At 61.5% G+C, this 16,389-nt stretch carries 12 protein-coding genes; 4 read left to right on the top strand and 8 right to left on the bottom strand.

The genetic code is table 11. The annotated features are described in order from the left end of the window. Positions 1-94: 94 nt before the first annotated feature. From fadA to ACYP2Q_RS06330, 3 genes are all read right to left on the bottom strand, one after another. Positions 95-1,270, bottom strand: a complete 1,176-nt coding sequence (gene fadA, locus ACYP2Q_RS06340) for an acetyl-CoA C-acyltransferase FadA (RefSeq protein ID WP_323608959.1) — start codon at positions 1,268-1,270, stop codon at positions 95-97. A gap of 29 nt (positions 1,271-1,299) precedes the next feature. After that, entirely contained in the window at positions 1,300-3,447 is a 2,148-nt protein-coding gene (gene fadB / locus ACYP2Q_RS06335; RefSeq protein WP_459729724.1) for a fatty acid oxidation complex subunit alpha FadB, read from the bottom strand. 616 nt (positions 3,448-4,063) lie between these two features. Next, on the bottom strand, positions 4,064-4,501 hold the full coding sequence (locus ACYP2Q_RS06330) for a hypothetical protein (protein WP_459729723.1): 438 nt from the start codon (positions 4,499-4,501) through the stop codon (positions 4,064-4,066). Positions 4,502-4,605: 104 nt separating this feature from the next. Here ACYP2Q_RS06330 and ACYP2Q_RS06325 point away from each other — a divergent pair, with 104 nt between their 5' ends. Next, a complete protein-coding gene (locus tag ACYP2Q_RS06325; RefSeq protein ID WP_274077089.1) occupies positions 4,606-5,046 on the top strand; it encodes a universal stress protein in 441 nt (146 codons plus the stop codon). A 181-nt stretch (positions 5,047-5,227) separates the two neighbouring features. On the opposite strand, the gene ACYP2Q_RS06320 is transcribed toward ACYP2Q_RS06325, so the two are convergent. Beyond that, the gene (locus tag ACYP2Q_RS06320) at positions 5,228-7,147 is read right to left on the bottom strand and encodes an ATP-binding cassette domain-containing protein (protein ID WP_274077090.1); all 1,920 of its coding nucleotides are present in this window, start codon (positions 7,145-7,147) and stop codon (positions 5,228-5,230) included. A 213-nt stretch (positions 7,148-7,360) separates the two neighbouring features. On the opposite strand from ACYP2Q_RS06320, the gene ACYP2Q_RS06315 reads away from it, so the two are divergent. Continuing rightward, entirely contained in the window at positions 7,361-9,289 is a 1,929-nt protein-coding gene (locus ACYP2Q_RS06315; RefSeq protein ID WP_459729722.1) for a transglycosylase SLT domain-containing protein, read from the top strand. A 178-nt stretch (positions 9,290-9,467) separates the two neighbouring features. On the opposite strand, the gene ACYP2Q_RS06310 is transcribed toward ACYP2Q_RS06315, so the two are convergent. Continuing rightward, complete coding sequence (locus ACYP2Q_RS06310; RefSeq protein WP_459729721.1) at positions 9,468-11,234, bottom strand: ABC transporter transmembrane domain-containing protein; 1,767 nt, start codon at positions 11,232-11,234, stop codon at positions 9,468-9,470. Positions 11,235-11,492: 258 nt separating this feature from the next. Between ACYP2Q_RS06310 and ACYP2Q_RS06305 the strand changes: the two genes are divergently transcribed. Then, positions 11,493-11,672, top strand: a complete 180-nt coding sequence (locus tag ACYP2Q_RS06305; RefSeq protein ID WP_459729720.1) for a PA1571 family protein — start codon at positions 11,493-11,495, stop codon at positions 11,670-11,672. Positions 11,673-11,734: 62 nt separating this feature from the next. On the opposite strand, the gene pdxB is transcribed toward ACYP2Q_RS06305, so the two are convergent. Continuing rightward, positions 11,735-12,877 (bottom strand): 4-phosphoerythronate dehydrogenase PdxB, encoded by a 1,143-nt coding sequence (gene pdxB / locus ACYP2Q_RS06300; RefSeq protein ID WP_459729719.1) that lies wholly within the window; start codon positions 12,875-12,877, stop codon positions 11,735-11,737. 283 nt (positions 12,878-13,160) lie between these two features. Between pdxB and ACYP2Q_RS06295 the strand changes: the two genes are divergently transcribed. Beyond that, positions 13,161-14,564, top strand: a complete 1,404-nt coding sequence (locus ACYP2Q_RS06295; RefSeq protein ID WP_459729718.1) for an MATE family efflux transporter — start codon at positions 13,161-13,163, stop codon at positions 14,562-14,564. 115 nt (positions 14,565-14,679) lie between these two features. Here the strand turns inward: ACYP2Q_RS06295 and tusA are convergent, their stop codons facing one another. Both tusA and rlmM read right to left on the bottom strand, forming a co-directional pair. After that, positions 14,680-14,931: a sulfurtransferase TusA gene (gene tusA, locus ACYP2Q_RS06290; protein ID WP_046819502.1), complete on the bottom strand. Its 252-nt coding sequence runs from the start codon at positions 14,929-14,931 to the stop codon at positions 14,680-14,682. A 193-nt stretch (positions 14,932-15,124) separates the two neighbouring features. Next, positions 15,125-16,198, bottom strand: a complete 1,074-nt coding sequence (gene rlmM / locus ACYP2Q_RS06285) for a 23S rRNA (cytidine(2498)-2'-O)-methyltransferase RlmM (RefSeq protein ID WP_459729717.1) — start codon at positions 16,196-16,198, stop codon at positions 15,125-15,127. Between the last annotated feature and the right edge of the window lie 191 nt (positions 16,199-16,389).

The following is a 16,389-nucleotide window of genomic DNA, read 5'->3' as shown; positions in this document are numbered from 1 at the left end:
CGGCCCTCACTCAAATCCGTTCAAAATAAAAAATAAAAAAATCCGCAAAAACAAAAACCGGGGCACTTGGCCCCGGCTTCCGTCAACGCAACGTTTAAACGCGTTCGAAGACGGTGGAGATGCCTTGGCCGAGACCAATGCACATGGTGGCTACCCCAAGGTTGCCGCCATTTTGCTTCATCACATTGAGCAAAGTGCCGGAGATCCGCGCACCGGAGCAACCAAACGGGTGGCCCAGGGCGATCGCGCCGCCGTGCAGGTTAACCTTCTCATTCATCTTGTCGAGCACTTTCAGATCTTTCAGCACTGGCAGGGCCTGTGCGGCGAAAGCTTCGTTGAGCTCGAAGTAGTCGATGTCGGAGATGCTCAGACCCGCACGCTTCAGTGCTTTCTGTGTGGCCGGTACTGGACCATAGCCCATGATCGCCGGATCCACACCTGCCACGGCCATCGAGCGGATCACTGCCATCGGCTGGATACCCAGGTCCTGTGCGCGCTGCGCCGACATCACGATCATGCACGAGGCACCATCGGTGATTTGCGACGAAGTACCGGCTGTCACGGTGCCACCCTTTGGATTGAAAGCAGGCTTCAACGCCGCCAGGCTTTCCAGGGTGGTTTCCGGACGAATGGTTTCGTCGTAGTCGAAGGTTTTCAGGAAACCGTTCTCGTCGTAGCCCTGCATCGGGATGATTTCGTCCTTGAACTTGCCTTCCACAGTCGCCTTGTGGGCGAGTTGGTGGGAGCGCACGCCAAAGGCGTCCTGCTGTTCGCGGGTGATGCCGTGCATCTTGCCCAGCATTTCCGCGGTCAGGCCCATCATGCCCGAAGCTTTTGCCGCGTACAGCGACATGTGCGGGTTCGGATCGACACCGTGCATCATGCTCACGTGTCCCATATGCTCGACGCCGCCAACCACGAAAACGTCACCGTTGCCGGTCATGATCGCTTGCGCAGCGGTGTGCAGGGCACTCATCGACGAGCCACACAGGCGGCTGACGGTCTGGCCGGCCGAGGTGTGCGGGATCTGGGTCATCAGCGACGCCATGCGCGCGATGTTCCAGCCCTGCTCCAGGGTCTGGTTCACACAGCCCCAGATCACGTCTTCGACTTCGCTCGGGTCGACCTTGACGTTACGTTCCAGCAATTTGCTGATCAGGTGCGCCGACATGTCCTCGGCGCGGGTGTTGCGGTGCATGCCGCCCTTGGAGCGGCCCATCGGAGTACGACCGAAGTCGACAATCACGACGTCTCTAGGATTCAAGCTCATAAGTTCACTCTCACTCTAGTTGGGGGCGCTTAACCGAAGAAGCTCTGGCCGTTCTTGGCCATTTCGCGCAGCTTCGCGGTCGGGTGGTACAGCGCGCCCAAATCAGCGTACTGGTCAGCCAGGGCAACGAACTGGGCCACACCGATCGAATCGATGTAGCGCAGCGCACCGCCACGGAATGGAGGGAAACCAATACCGTAGACCAGACCCATGTCGGCTTCGGCGGCGGTTTCGACGATGCCGTCTTCCAGGCAGCGCACGGTTTCCAGGCACAGCGGGATCATCATCCAGTTGATGATGTCTTCGTCGGTGACTTCACGCTGCTCAAAGACGATCGGCTTGAGCACTTCCAGCACCGACGGATCGGCGACTTTCTTCTGCTTGCCGCGCTTGTCGGTCTCGTAGGCGTAGAAGCCCTTGCCGTTCTTCTGACCCAGGCGCTTGGCTTCGTAAAGCACGTCCACGGCCGAGCGGCGGTCGTCCTTCATGCGGTCCGGGAAGCCTTCAGCCATCACGTCGCGACCGTGGTGGCCGGTGTCGATGCCGACCACGTCCATCAGGTACGCCGGGCCCATTGGCCAGCCGAATTTTTCCATGACCTTGTCGATACGCACGAAGTCCACACCGGCGCTGACCAGCTTGGCGAAACCGCCGAAGTACGGGAACAGGATGCGGTTGACCAAGAAGCCCGGGCAGTCGTTGACCACGATCGGGTTCTTGCCCATTTTCTTGGCGTAGGCAACGGTGGTGGCAACCGCCAGCTCGCTGGACTTCTCGCCACGGATCACTTCCACCAGCGGCATCATGTGCACCGGGTTGAAGAAGTGCATGCCGACGAAGTTTTCCGGACGCTTGAGGGCCTTGGCCAGCAGGCTGATGGAAATGGTCGAAGTGTTGGAAGCGAGGATGGTGTCCTCTTTGACCTGGGCTTCGACTTCGGCCAGAACGGCTTGCTTGACCTTCGGGTTCTCGACGACGGCTTCAACCACCAGGTCGACGTGTCCGAAGTCACCGTAGGACAAGGTCGGACGTATGCCGTTGAGCACTTCAGCCATTTTCGCGGCGGTCATGCGGCCTTTATCGACGCGGCTCACCAGCAGCTTGGCGGCTTCGGCCAGACCCTGCTCGATACCGTGCTCGTTGATGTCCTTCATCAGGATCGGCGTGCCTTTGGACGCCGACTGATAGGCGATACCGCCACCCATGATGCCGGCGCCCAATACGGCGGCCTGCTTCACGTCCTTGGCGATTTCGTCGTAGGCCTTGGCCTTTTTCTTCAATTCCTGATCATTCAGGAACAGACCGATCAGGCACTGGGCTGCCGAAGTCTTGGCCAGCTTGACGAAACCGGCAGCTTCGATTTCCAGCGCCTTGTCACGACCGAAGTTCGCGGCTTTCTGGATGGTCTTGATCGCTTCGACCGGGGCCGGGTAGTTCGGGCCAGCCTGGCCGGCCACGAAACCCTTGGCGGTTTCGAAAGCCATCATTTGTTCGATAGCGTTCAGCTTGAGTTTTTCAAGCTTCGGCTGGCGCTTGGCCTTGTAGTCGAACTCGCCGGAAATGGCGCGCTTGATCAGCTCCAGGGCGGCATCCTGCAGCTTCTCAGGAGCAACCACGGCATCGACGGCGCCGACTTTCAGCGCGTCTTCAGGACGGTTTTCCTTGCCGGCGGCAATCCACTCGATGGCGTTGTCGGTACCGATCAGGCGCGGCAGACGAACGGTGCCGCCGAAGCCCGGGTAGATGCCCAGCTTGACTTCCGGCAGACCGATCTTGGCCTTGGTCGACATGACGCGGTAGTCCGCTGCCAGGCACATTTCCAGACCGCCACCCAACGCGATGCCATTGATCGCGGCGACGGTCGGGACGTTGAGGTCTTCGAAATCGCTGAAAATCTTGTTGGCTTCGAGGTTGCCAGCCACAAGCTCTGCATCCGGCAGCTTGAAGTTGTCGACGAATTCGGTGATGTCGGCACCGACGATGAACACGTCCTTGCCACTGCTGACGATCACACCCTTGATCGACGCATCTGCCTTGATGGCGTCTACGGACTGACGCAGTTCGTTCAGGGTTAGACGGTTGAACTTGTTGACGGACTCACCCTTGAGGTCGAACTTCAGTTCGACGATGCCACTTTCAAGAGCCTTAACCGTGATGGCTTTACCTTCGTAAATCATCAACTGATCTCCACGATATGGAAGCTGAACAGTACACGTCGGACGCGGGTGAAGGGTTCGGCAGGACGTTAAACGTCGATGCTACGCCTCTCAACCCGGCACACCCGCCAACGCGATAGTCGGGATTCTGTAGGAGCGGTTTGTCGGACAAACGCTCAATTCATACGCCCGTTTGATTTGGGTACGTCACCTTCACGGAATTTCCGACAATTGTCAATCGCCCAAAACTCGGGTTGTAATGCGACTTCGCGGTCATATCCGTATCGCCAGTACCTGCAATACGCACAGGTATGCACAACCATTCATAGGATCAATCATTAGAAAATTCGCCCTAATTCACGGCAGCCTGTGTTTAACCGGCTACGCTGGCGGAACCTGGGGAAAAAAGTGAACGCTTTTGGCGAATGCCCAGCGTAAGATCAGCCCACACCGAATTACCGGCCTGCCTGGCCAACCCCCGCCCGATGAAGTTGTCGGGCTTTTTATTGCCTGCCAAAAAAACCCCTGTAGGAGCGAGCTTGCTCGCGATGGACCTGAGAACGCCGCGGGGTGTCAGGTTTCAAACGTCATCGTTGACGTCCATCGCTGGCAAGCCAGCTCCTACAAGGGTGGGGATTCAGGCCAGGGCCTTGAGGGTGGCGTCGATGTGCTGCAAGACCTCGGCTTCGCCCTTCTCGCCCCAATACAGGGTGATCATCTGCTTGTCGGCCTCGACCTTGTAGACGTTGCCCGGCAATTTTTCGAAATGATTGAGCAGCAGAGGATCGTCGCAGGGTTCCTGCCACTGGTTGACCCACAGACCCGGCGATTTTTGCCAGTAACTCCAGCACGCCGGTTGATTGCCCAGGCGTGGTCGATGGTACTGCGCACAAGGGTTTGGCGGCTCCTGGGCGAGCCAGTGTGGCCATTCCTGCGGCGCCAGCTGCATGGCCAGGCCAATGCGTCGCGCCTCCATGCGCAGGGCCATGCGGCCGCTCTGCTGGCGCGAGGGTCGCAGCCATGCCAGCGGGCTGAGTACCACCAACAGGATTGACACCACTATCCAGACCGTCATATCTGTACTCCCGATTCTTGATGAGCACATTGAGCCACTTTGGAACCAATGCGCTTGAAACCAGCCATACTTACCAATATTGCAATCCTCAGGAGGAGCACCTCATGCCCTACAACCACATCCTGGTCGCTGTAGATCTGACCGAAGAGTGCGACCCTGTCATCCACCGTGCTCGCGAGCTGTCGGTGAGCAATGGGGCGAAATTGTCCCTGGTGCATATCGTCGAGCCGATGGCCATGGCCTTTGGTGGCGATGTGCCGATGGACCTGTCACAACTGCAACAACAGCAGTTCGACCAGGCCAAGGAGCGTCTCGATCGCTTGATCCTGAAATACCCTGAGCTCTCCAGGGAATACAGCCACCTGACCTACGGCCAGCCACGCCAGGAGATTCACCACCTGGCCAAGGAGCAAGGGTGCGACATGATCGTGGTCGGCAGTCACGGCCGCCATGGCCTGGCACTGCTGCTGGGCTCCACTGCCAACGACGTCCTGCACGGCGCGCCTTGCGATGTGCTGGCAGTGCGCCTGCAAAACAAAAGCTAAAGCAAACCCCTGTAGGAGCGAGCTTGCTCGCGATGGTCGTCAACGATGACGCTGGAAGCCTGGTAACCCGCGGCGCTCTGAGGTTCATCGCGAGCGAGCTCGCTCCTACAGGGGATTGCATTCCATATGAAAAGCCCGGCGTTCACGTGTGTGAAGCCGGGCTTTTTTGTTACAGGATCAATCAGGCATCCAGTTCGGCCCAGCGCTCGACCATGATGTCGAGTTCAGCCTGCAACTGCGCCAGCTGGGCGATCACCGCAGCGGTTTCCGCCGCCGGACGCAGGTAGAAGCCGGCATCGGCCATCTGCGCCTCAACGGCAGCAATCTGCTGCTCCATGGCTTCGATCTGCCCCGGCAACGCTTCCAGCTCGCGCTGCAGCTTGTAGCTGAGCTTCTTCTTCGCCACCGGCGCTTCGGCTGCTGCCGCGACTGGCGCAGGCTCGGCCTTGACCACGGCGGAGTTCAGGTCGGCCTTGCCGGACTTGCTCTCGGTCACGCCCAGCAGGCGCGGCGAACCGCCCTGGCGCAGCCAGTCCTGATAACCACCGACGTATTCGCGAACCAGACCTTCACCTTCGAAGACCAGGGTGCTGGTGACCACGTTGTCGAGGAATGCCCGGTCGTGGCTGACCATCAGCACGGTGCCGTTGAAGGTCAGCAAGACCTCTTCGAGCAGCTCGAGGGTTTCCACGTCGAGGTCGTTGGTCGGTTCGTCGAGCACCAGCAGGTTCGCCGGCTTGCTGAACAGCTTGGCCAGCAACAGGCGGGCACGCTCGCCACCGGACAGCGCCTTGACCGGCGTGCGGGCACGCTGGGGGCTGAACAGGAAGTCACCAAGGTAGCTCAGCACGTGGCGGCTCTGGCCGTCGATATCGATGAAATCGCGACCTTCGGCGACGTTGTCGATCACGGTTTTTTCCAGGTCCAGCTGGTGGCGCAACTGGTCGAAGTAGGCGACGTCGATCCGGGTGCCCTCTTCCACCTTGCCGCTGGTGGGCTGCAGGCCACTGAGCATCAGCTTGAGCAGCGTGGTCTTGCCGGTGCCGTTGGCGCCGAGCAGACCGATGCGGTCGCCGCGCTGCAGCACCATCGAGAAGTCCTTGATCAGGAACGGACCGCCCGGGTGAGCGAAGCTCACGTTCTCGAGCACCATTACCTGCTTGCCGGACTTGTCAGCGGTTTCCAGCTGGATGTTGGCCTTGCCGGTGCGCTCACGACGCTCGCTGCGCTCGACGCGCAGGGCTTTCAGGGCGCGAACGCGGCCTTCGTTACGGGTACGACGGGCCTTGATGCCCTGGCGAATCCACACTTCTTCCTGGGCCAAACGCTTGTCGAACAGCGCGTTGGCGGTGGCTTCTGCAGCCAGTTCGGCTTCTTTGTGCACCAGGAAGCTGGCGTAGTCGCCGTTCCAGTCGATCAGGCCACCGCGGTCCAGTTCGAGGATGCGGGTCGCCAGGTTCTGCAGGAAGGAACGGTCGTGCGTGATGAACAGCACGGCGCCCTGGAAATCCTTCAGCGCCTCTTCCAGCCAGGCGATGGCACCGATGTCCAGGTGGTTGGTCGGCTCGTCGAGCAGGAGCAGGTCCGGCTCGGACACCAGGGCCTGGGCCAACAGGACACGACGACGCCAGCCACCGGACAATTCGGCGAGGGTCTTGTCGGCTGGCAACTGCAGGCGACTCAGGGTGCTGTCGACCAGGGTCTGCAAGCGCCAGCCGTCGCGGGCTTCGAGGTCGTGCTGGACGTGCATCAGCTTGTCCAGGTCGGCATCGGTGACGCAGTTCTGGCTCAGGTGGTGATATTCGGCGAGCAACGCGCCGACACCGTCCAGGCCTTCGGCAACCACGTCGAACACTGTCCGCTCGTCGGCTACCGGCAATTCTTGCGGCAATTCGCCAATCTTGAGACCGGGTGCGCGCCAAACCGAGCCGTCATCGGGCTTCTGGTCGCCCTTGACGAGCTTCATCATGCTGGACTTGCCAGTGCCGTTGCGGCCGATGATGCACACCCGCTCTCCACGGGCGATCTGCCAGGACACCTTGTCCAACAACGGCATAGCGCCGAAAGCAAGGGACACATCGCTGAATTTGAGCAGGGTCATGAGCTTCTCCAAAAACCGGGCGCGCATTCTACCTGAAACGGGGCTCCAGCAGGCCGGCATTTTCACCTTGGTAGCACTCTGCACAACAAATGTTGCGAACTGATGCAGACAGCCCGGCAAAGCTTTCGCCCATTGCTGGCAAAAGGCTAAGCTACGAATAATTCAGTGCAGGCGTCGCCGGCACTTGTCATGTTTTTTCTGTCCGGACGTCTCATGCGCAGTCGCCTTCTCAATCTTTTGTCGTGTTTTTTACTGTCTGCCGCTGCCGTTCAATCCGTCCAGGCGGTGGACCTGTCCACCCAACGCCAGTACTACGATGAAGCCAAGCGCGCCCTGGCCAAGGGCGACACCGGTCCGTATTTCCGTTACAGCCAGGCCCTGGCCGACTATCCGTTGGAACCTTACCTGGCCTACGACGAGCTGACCGCGCGCCTGAAGACCGCAAGCAATGCCGAGATCGAGAAATTCCTCGCCGAACACGGTGACCTGCCCCAGGCCAACTGGATGAAGCTGCGCTGGTTGCGCTGGCTGGCTGAACGCGGCGATTGGGCGACGTTCGTCAAGTATTACGACCCCAAAATGAATTTCACCGAGCTGGACTGCCTGAACGCCCAGTATCAGATCAGCCACAACCAGAAGACCGAAGGGTACGCCAACGCCAACAAGCTCTGGCTGACCGGCAAGACTCAACCGGCGGCCTGTGACGCGCTGTTCGGCATGTGGGCGGCCGAAGGCCAGTTGACCGAGCAGAAGCGCTGGGAACGCACCAAGCTCGCCGCCCAGGCGCGCAACTACCCGCTGGCCAACAGCCTGGTCAATGGCTTGACCACCCTCGCCCCGCGTGGCCGCCTGCTGATCGATGTGGCCCAGAACCCGGAGTTGCTCAATTCGCCGTCGCGCTTCACCCCGGCCGACGAACCGATGTCCGACGTGGTCAGCCTCGGCCTGCGCCGTCTCGCCCGCCAGGACCCAGACCGGGCCATGAGCCTGCTTGACGGTTACGCCAGCAGCATGCATTTCTCCCGCGACGAAAAAGTGGCGATCGCCCGGGAAATCGGGCTGACTTTGGCAAAACGCTTCGACAGTCGCGCGCTGGACATGATGACCAAGTACGACCCGGAGCTGCGTGACAACACGGTGTCTGAATGGCGCATGCGCTTGTTGTTGCGCCTGGCGCGCTGGGACGATGCCTACCAGCTGACGCGCCGCCTGCCCCAGGACCTGGCCACCGCCAACCGCTGGCGCTACTGGCAGGCCCGCAGCCTCGAACTGGCGCAACCGCAGAACCCCGAAGCGCAAACCCTCTACAAGAACCTGGCCCGCGAGCGCGATTTCTATGGTTTCCTCGCCGCCGACCGGTCGCAGTCGCCCTATTCGCTGAACAATAAACCGCTGGTGCTCAGCCAGGCGCTGATCAACAAGGTGCGCAACACCCCCGGCGTGCGTCGCGCCCTGGAATTTCATGCCCGCGGGCAGATCGTCGACGGTCGCCGCGAGTGGTATCACGTCAGCCGCCATTTCAGTCGCGACGAAATGGTCGCCCAGGCGAAACTGGCCTACGACCTGAAATGGTATTTCCCGGCGATTCGCACCATCAGCCAGGCTCAGTACTGGGACGACCTGGACATTCGTTTCCCGATGGCCCATCGCGAAACCCTGGTCCGTGAAGCGAAGATCCGTGGCCTGCATCCCAGTTGGGTATTTGCCATTACCCGCCAGGAAAGCGCCTTCATGGACGACGCCCGCTCCGGTGTCGGTGCCAGCGGCCTGATGCAATTGATGCCGGGAACGGCCAAGGAAACCGCACGCAAGTTCAGCATTCCACTGGCCTCGCCGCAGCAAGTGCTGGACCCGGACAAGAACATTCAGCTCGGCGCCGCCTACCTGAGCCAGGTCCACAGCCAGTTCAACGGCAACCGCGTCCTCGCCTCCGCCGCCTACAACGCCGGCCCGGGCCGCGTGCGCCAGTGGCTGCGCGGTGCCGATCACCTGAGCTTCGACGTCTGGGTGGAAAGCATCCCGTTCGACGAAACCCGCCAGTACGTGCAGAACGTGCTGTCGTATTCGGTGATCTACGGCCAGAAACTCAACTCACCGCAACCGCTGGTGGATTGGCATGAGCGGTATTTTGATGATCAGTGACAGGCGCCCCTGAGCATTGCGCTGGTCTTGCGGGCGCCTTCAATTGTAGGAGTCCGGCTTGCCGGCGATGGCGTCCTTGAACGTTGCGCTGGTCTTTCGGGCGCCTTCGCTGGCAAGCCAGCTCCTACAACGGTCGCCAGCTCATTGAGTGCTGCATGCAACATCCAGCAGCGTCGATTCATGCCGCTTCATGTCCATCACTGAACTGCAACGCCGCCAACCGCGCATACAACGCATTGTTCGCAATCAGCGACTGGTGCGTTCCCACCGCCACCAGTTTCCCTTGATCCATCACCGCAATACGATCAGCGTTTTTTACCGTGGCCAGGCGGTGGGCGATGACCAGGGTGGTGCGGTTTTTCATCAGGCTCGGCAATGCCTGCTGGATCAGGTGCTCGCTTTGGGCGTCGAGGGCGCTGGTGGCTTCGTCCAGCAGCAGGATGGGCGCATCCACCAGCAGCGCGCGGGCGATGGCCAGGCGCTGGCGCTGGCCGCCGGACAAGCCGAGGCCGCCGTCGCCCAGATGGGTCTGGTAGCCGTTGGGCATGGCTTCGATGAAGTCATGGGCGTAGGCGATTTTTGCCGCCTCCCGCACCTCGGCCGAGGTCGCGGTCGGGTTGCCGTAGCGCAGGTTGTCTTCGATGCTGCCGAAAAACAGCGCCGGGGTTTGTGAGACCAGGGCGAAGCAACGCCGCAGGTCCAGAGGATCGAGTTGGATCAGGGGCACGCCATCGAGCAGGATGCGGCCTTCGGCGGGGTCGTAAAAGCGCAGCAGCAGGTCATACACCGTGGATTTGCCAGCCCCGGACGGCCCAACCAACGCCAGGGTTTCCCCAGCCTGGATGGTCAGGCTCAGGCCGTCGACGGCATAGCTTTCGGGGCGTGAGGGGTAGCAGAAACGCACATCCTGCAACACCAGGTCACCCCGCACCCGTTCGGGCAAGGTCACCAGGCCCGTGGTCGGTGGCTGGATGATGTTCTGCGCCCGCAGCAACTCGGCGATCCGCTCCGCCGCGCCCGCCGCGCGCTGCAATTCGCCGATCACCTCACTCAAGGTGCCGAAGGCGCTGCCGACGATCAGGCTGTAGAAAACGAATGCCGCCAGCTCACCCGCGGAAATCCGCCCGGCAATCACATCCATGCCGCCGACCCAGAGCATCACGCCGACGGCACCCAGCACCAACACGATCACCAGGGTAATCAGCCAGGCCCGCTGGAAGATGCGCCTGCGCGCCGTGTCGAACGCCTCTTCCACGGTGACGGCGAAACGCTGCTCATCCTGGGCCTGGTGGTTGTAGGCCTGCACGGTCTTGATCTGGCCCAGGGTCTCGGACACATAGCTGCCGATATCGGCAATCCGGTCCTGGCTCAGGCGCGACAGACTACGCACCCGCCGGCCGAAAATCAGGATCGGCGCGATCACCAACGGCAAGGCAATCACCACGATACTGGTGAGTTTTGGATTGGTGACAAACAGCAAGACGATCCCGCCGATCACCATCAGCAAGTTGCGCAGGAACAGCGACAGGGAGGAGCCGATCACCGATTGCAGCAGCGTGGTATCGGCGGTCAGGCGCGACTGGATCTCGGAGCTGCGGTTGTCCTCGTAGAACCCCGGGTGCAGGTAGACCAGATGATTGAACACCCGGCGACGGATGTCGGCGACACAACGCTCGCCGATCCACGACACCAGGTAAAACCTGGCAAAGGTGCCGACCGCCAGGCCGATCACCAGCAACATGAACAAACCGATGGACTGGTTGAGCAAATGCGGCGACTGGGTCATGAACCCTTGGTCCACCAGCAGGCGAATGCCCTGGCCCATGGACAAGGTAATGCCCGCCGTGACCACCAGTGCGAACAGGGCGCCCAGCGCGTGCCAGCGATAAGGCGCGATGAAACGACTGGCCAGACGAATTGCACGACGGTGACGAACTGTGAGCATTTGCATCTTCCACAAGGGAGCAATTGATAGGACCAGCGTACACCGCCCCATGGGGAAAACGGCTGAATCAGAATGAGTCAGGTTAATTATGACCGTGCAGTCTAGTGCCTAGATGCTATTGGTCTAAAGTTGAGGTAGCCATGTCTGGATATTTCTGGTCGACTGGCGATGCCGTTCAGGAGCGATCGCAGGGAGCTGTCACAGCCTGGTCACCTAGCGGTTCTACACTAGGCACACAACCTGATGAGGAGACAGGCCATGTCCTTGCAACAACGCAGCGATGACAAGATTGAAGTGATCCGCACGCAGCCAGACCAGTCTCTGGGGTGCTCGATAATCGATGAACAGGGCCGCGAAGTACCGATCACTGAAAACATGATCCAGCACGCGTGCAGCGAACTGGAGAAGCGATTGGTCAAGCCTGCCGAAGAAAAGTGATGTAGCCACCGACTTCATTGACCCGGCCCTTGTTGAGGGCCGGGTTTTTTATTGCCTGATCTTCAGATTACCGTTGCGCCAAGTGCCGCCACGATCTGTTGCAACGCTGGCGCCTCCCCATCAATGCGCACCTGCAACCCGTCGATCTCGCGCCGCGAGGGATAGTTTTTGCGCAGCCCATCGAACGCCGCCCGTTGCTCGCTGACACTGCCGACAAGGCTGCGGCGAAAATCCGCGTCGTCCCGGCGCGGGTCGTACACACCACGGCACAACATTGCCAGGGCCCAGGCCGGATCGGTGTCGGCACTCAAGGTCAGCTGCGACAGCCAGGGGGCTGGCAGCAAGTCGCTCAGGCTGACCTCGGGCGCTTGCCCAAGGAACTCGCAGTACGCCTGATAGATCTGCGCCGTGCCGCGCTGCTTGCCATCGAGGCTGTAGCCGGCAATGTGCGGCGTGGCCAGCACGCAGAGTTCGGCCAGGGCCACGTCGACTTCGGGCTCGGCCTCCCAGACATCGAGTACCGCCTGCAGGTCTTCGCGCTGCAGCAGGACCTGGCGCAACGCGCGGTTGTCCACCACCGGGCCACGGCTGGCGTTGATCAGCCAGGTGCCAGGCTTGAGCTGGTTCAGGCGTTTTTCATCGAGCAGGTGCCAGGTCGGCTGGGCACCCTGTCGGGTCAGCGGGGTGTGCAGGCTGATCACGTCGCACTGCTCGATGATCTGTTCAAGGCTGACGTAATCGCCCCCTTCAGCGGCCTGGCGCGGCGGATCGCAGGCCAGCACCTTCCAGCCCAGCCCCTGCAGGACCTTGACCAGCCGTCCACCCACCTCACCGGCACCGACCACGCCGTAGGTGCGCTGGGTCAGGTCGGCGCCTTCGATTTCAGCCAGGGTCAGCAGGCTGCCGAGCACGTAATCGACCACGCCCCGCGCGTTGCAGCCCGGCGCACTGGACCAGGTGATGCCGGTTTGTTGAAAGTATTCCAGGTCCAGGTGATCGGTGCCGATGGTGCAAGTGCCGACAAAGCGCACCTTGCTGCCTTCCAGCAACTCACGGTCGACGCGGGTGACCGAGCGCACCAGCAGCACGTCGGCCTGCTCGACCGTGGCGCGGTCGATGGAACGCCCCGGCACCCGGCGGATTTCACCGAAACGTTCGAAGAAGGCGTCTAGCAGGGGGATATTCTCGTCGGCAACAATCAGCATGTCAGGCTCCTTTGGCGGATCGGCAGTGTAGGCGTAGTTGGCGTCTACCGCCTAGCTCGATGCCCCTGCAGGAGCGAGCTTGCTCGCGAAAAACCTGAGGACGCCGCGTTTATTCAGGCAGCCCTCGTCATCGTTGACCTCCATCGCGAGCAAGCTCGCTCCTACAGGGGGAGGCAATAAGTTTCCGGGGGAATTACAAATCCCTAACACAGTCTTTTCCTGACCGCTGCGTCAACGCGTAGAATGCGCACCCGCGCAGCAAATATATTTGGACGTTTTGCCCTTGAATTCCGTGACCGACCACACCACCAGCCCTTCCCTATCCCGCCCCGCCCGGGTCCGCCTGGAGCTGAAAAACCTGCTCGGCCTGGCCTTGCCGATCATGATCGCGCAGCTGGCCACCACCGCGATGGGCTTCGTCGATGCGGTGATGGCCGGTCGGGTCGGGCCGCGCGACCTGGCGGCGGTGGCGCTGGGCAACTCGATCTGGGTGCCGGTGTTCCTGCTGATGACGGGCACTTTGCTTGCAACCACGCCGAAAGTCGCCCAGCGCTTCGGTGCCGGAACCCACGGCGAGATCGGTCCGATCGTGCGCCAGGCGCTGTGGCTGGCCCTGGTGGTGGGCCTGATCGCGACCGGCCTGCTGCTGTGTGCCGAACCGGTCTTGCGCGTGATGAAGGTCGATCCCGAACTGATCGGCCCCTGCATGCAGTACCTGCACGGCATCGCGAGCGGCCTGCCGGCGGTCGCGCTCTACCATGTGCTGCGCTGCTTCAGTGATGGCCTGGGGCGCACCCGCCCGGCGATGGTGCTGGGCCTGTGCGGCCTGGCGCTGAACATTCCGCTGAACTACGTATTCATCTATGGCCACTTCGGTGTGCCGGCCATGGGCGGCGTCGGTTGCGGCTGGGCCACGGCGATCGTGATGTGGGTGATGGCCCTGGGCATGGCCGGCTGGGAGCGCTGGGCGCCGGCGTACCAGTCGAGCCAGCTGTTCAGCCGTTTCGACTGGCCGCAATGGTCGGTGATCAAGCGCCTGCTGGGCATCGGCCTGCCCATCGGCATTGCCGTGTTCGCCGAGTCGAGCATCTTCGCGGTGATCGCCCTGTTGATCGGCAGCCTCGGCGCCACCGTGGTCGCCGGGCACCAGATCGCCCTGAACTTCAGCTCGCTGGTGTTCATGATCCCCTATTCCCTGGGCATGGCCGTGACCGTGCGCGTCGGCCAGGCGCTGGGGCGCGAGCAACCCCGGGAAGCGCGCTTCGCCGCGGGCGTCGGCATGGGCACGGCGCTGGCGTACGCGTGCCTCTCGGCGAGCCTGATGCTGTTGCTGCGCGAGCACATCGCAACCATCTACACGGCGGACCCGACGGTGATCAGGGTGGCGGCGATGCTGATCGTGTATTCGGCGCTGTTCCAGTTTTCCGACGCGATCCAGGTCACGGCCGCCGGTGCATTGCGCGGCTATCAGGACACCCGGGTGACGATGATCCTGACGCTGTTCGCCTACTGGGGCATCGGCTTGCCGGTGGGCTATGCCTTGGGCCTGACCGACTGGTTCGGCACGCCAAGCGGCCCGAGCGGCCTGTGGCAGGGCTTGATCGTCGGCCTGAGCTGCGCGGCGCTGATGCTGTCGATCCGCCTGACGCGCAGTGCGCGCAAGCGCATCCGCACCAGCCTGAAATAACCTTGTAGGAGCGAGCTTGCTCGCGATGGTCGTCAACGATGACGCTGGCTTTCAGAATGCCCGCGTTGCCCTCAGGTCCATCGCGAGCAAGCTCGCTCCTACAGGGATTTTTGGGTCAGCCGGATTTTTTGCGAATCCAGTAGAGATAGGTGCCGGCGTCTTCATGCTGCCCCACCAGTTCATGGTCAAGAAACACGCAGAACTTGGGGATGTCGCGGCGGGTCGACGGATCGGTGGCGATCACCTTGAGCAGGCCACCGGGCACCAGGTCACGGATATGCTGGTGCAGCATCATCACCGGCTCCGGACAATTGAGACCGGTGGCGTCGAGGGTGCCGTCTACCGGCGTATCAAGCAATTCACTCATGATTCACTCCTGAAACTTGCCGGCATTGTCGCCCATTGCCGGGTGTTCGGTCATCTGCGGCATTACGCCACCCCCCCTGTAGGAGCGAGCTTGCTCGCGAAAAACCCGAGGGCACCGCGGGGTATCAGGCTTCCCGCGTCATCGTTGACCTCCATCGCGAGCAAGCTTGCTCCTACAGGGGGAGCCACGCTTATCAGCGGGACTTGGGTTTTTTCACGTCCAGCCGACGCAGGTGGCAGGTCACTTCTTCACGGTCGTGGTACAGCTGCTTGCAGCCGATTTCGACCTTGATCCCCCGCGCCTTGAAGCCGTCGGCGATGCGTTCGAGCAAGCGCTTCACCTCGGCATACCGCTGTTTCATCGGCAACTTGAGGTTGACCACCGCCTCGCGGCAATGCCCCTCGCCGATCCACTCCTCCAGCATCGCCGCGTTGCGGGCCGGCTTCTCGACGATGTCGCAGACCATCCAGTCCACCGGCTGCTTGGGCTTGAAGGTGAACCCGTCGGCCATCAGGTGCTGCACCAGGCCGGTGTCCATCAGGCTTTCAGCCATCGGGCCATTATCGATGGCGGTCACCAGCATGCCGCGGTTGACCAGCTGCCAGGTCCAGCCGCCAGGGGCTGCACCCAGGTCGACGCCGGTCATGTCGCTGTGCAGACGCTCGTCCCACTGATCGCGCGGGATGAAGTGGTGCCAGGCCTCTTCGAGCTTCAAGGTCGAACGGCTCGGCGCCTCGCGGGGGAATTTCAGGCGCGGAATGCCCATCGGCCACATCGCCGAGTTGTTCGACTCCGCCAGGCCAACAAACACTTCACGGCCGCTCTTGAACGTCAGCAACAAGCGCGGCTTGCTCGCATCGTCCACCAGCTTGCCGGCGCCGGTCAGCGCCTTGCGCAGCGGGCCTTCGAACTTCTTGCAGAAATTCGACAGCTCCTTGCCATCATTGGTGTCGACCACTTCCAGCCACAGGCTGCCGCAGGTCGGGAAATCCGCCAGGTGCGCGAGGAGCACGCTGATGCGATCGCTTTCCGGCAGATCGATGAAGATCCCCCGGGCCCATTGGCGCGGGAAGATCAGGTTGGCGAAACGCTGGCCACGCATCAGGCGCTCGGCGCCGTCTTCTTCGGTGCAGACAAATTCAGCGCAGGCAGTGGCAGCCTTGGCCTTGGCATAACCGGCCACGTTCAGTTGTGCGGCGAGGTCGGAAATCTCGGAACAGACTTCGCCTTCGAAGCCCGGCCGGCAATGCATAAAGAGGGTGTTCATTCTTACTCCTGGGCAGATGGCGAGACATTCAGCCACTGCGCGATGCCCAGGCTTGCTCTACAGCAAAGCCTGTCACGAAAACCGGCGCATGATAGCCGAGTTCGGAACCTGGGGTCTGTCCATAGAGTCCAGTTATTAGCCAGCTACTTAAAACAGGGCTAGGTTTAGTGCTCTGCCCGTTCCCTCTGTCC

This window comes from Pseudomonas sp. MHK4, assembly GCF_054600775.1.
This window is presented reverse-complemented; position numbering and strand designations above follow the sequence as displayed.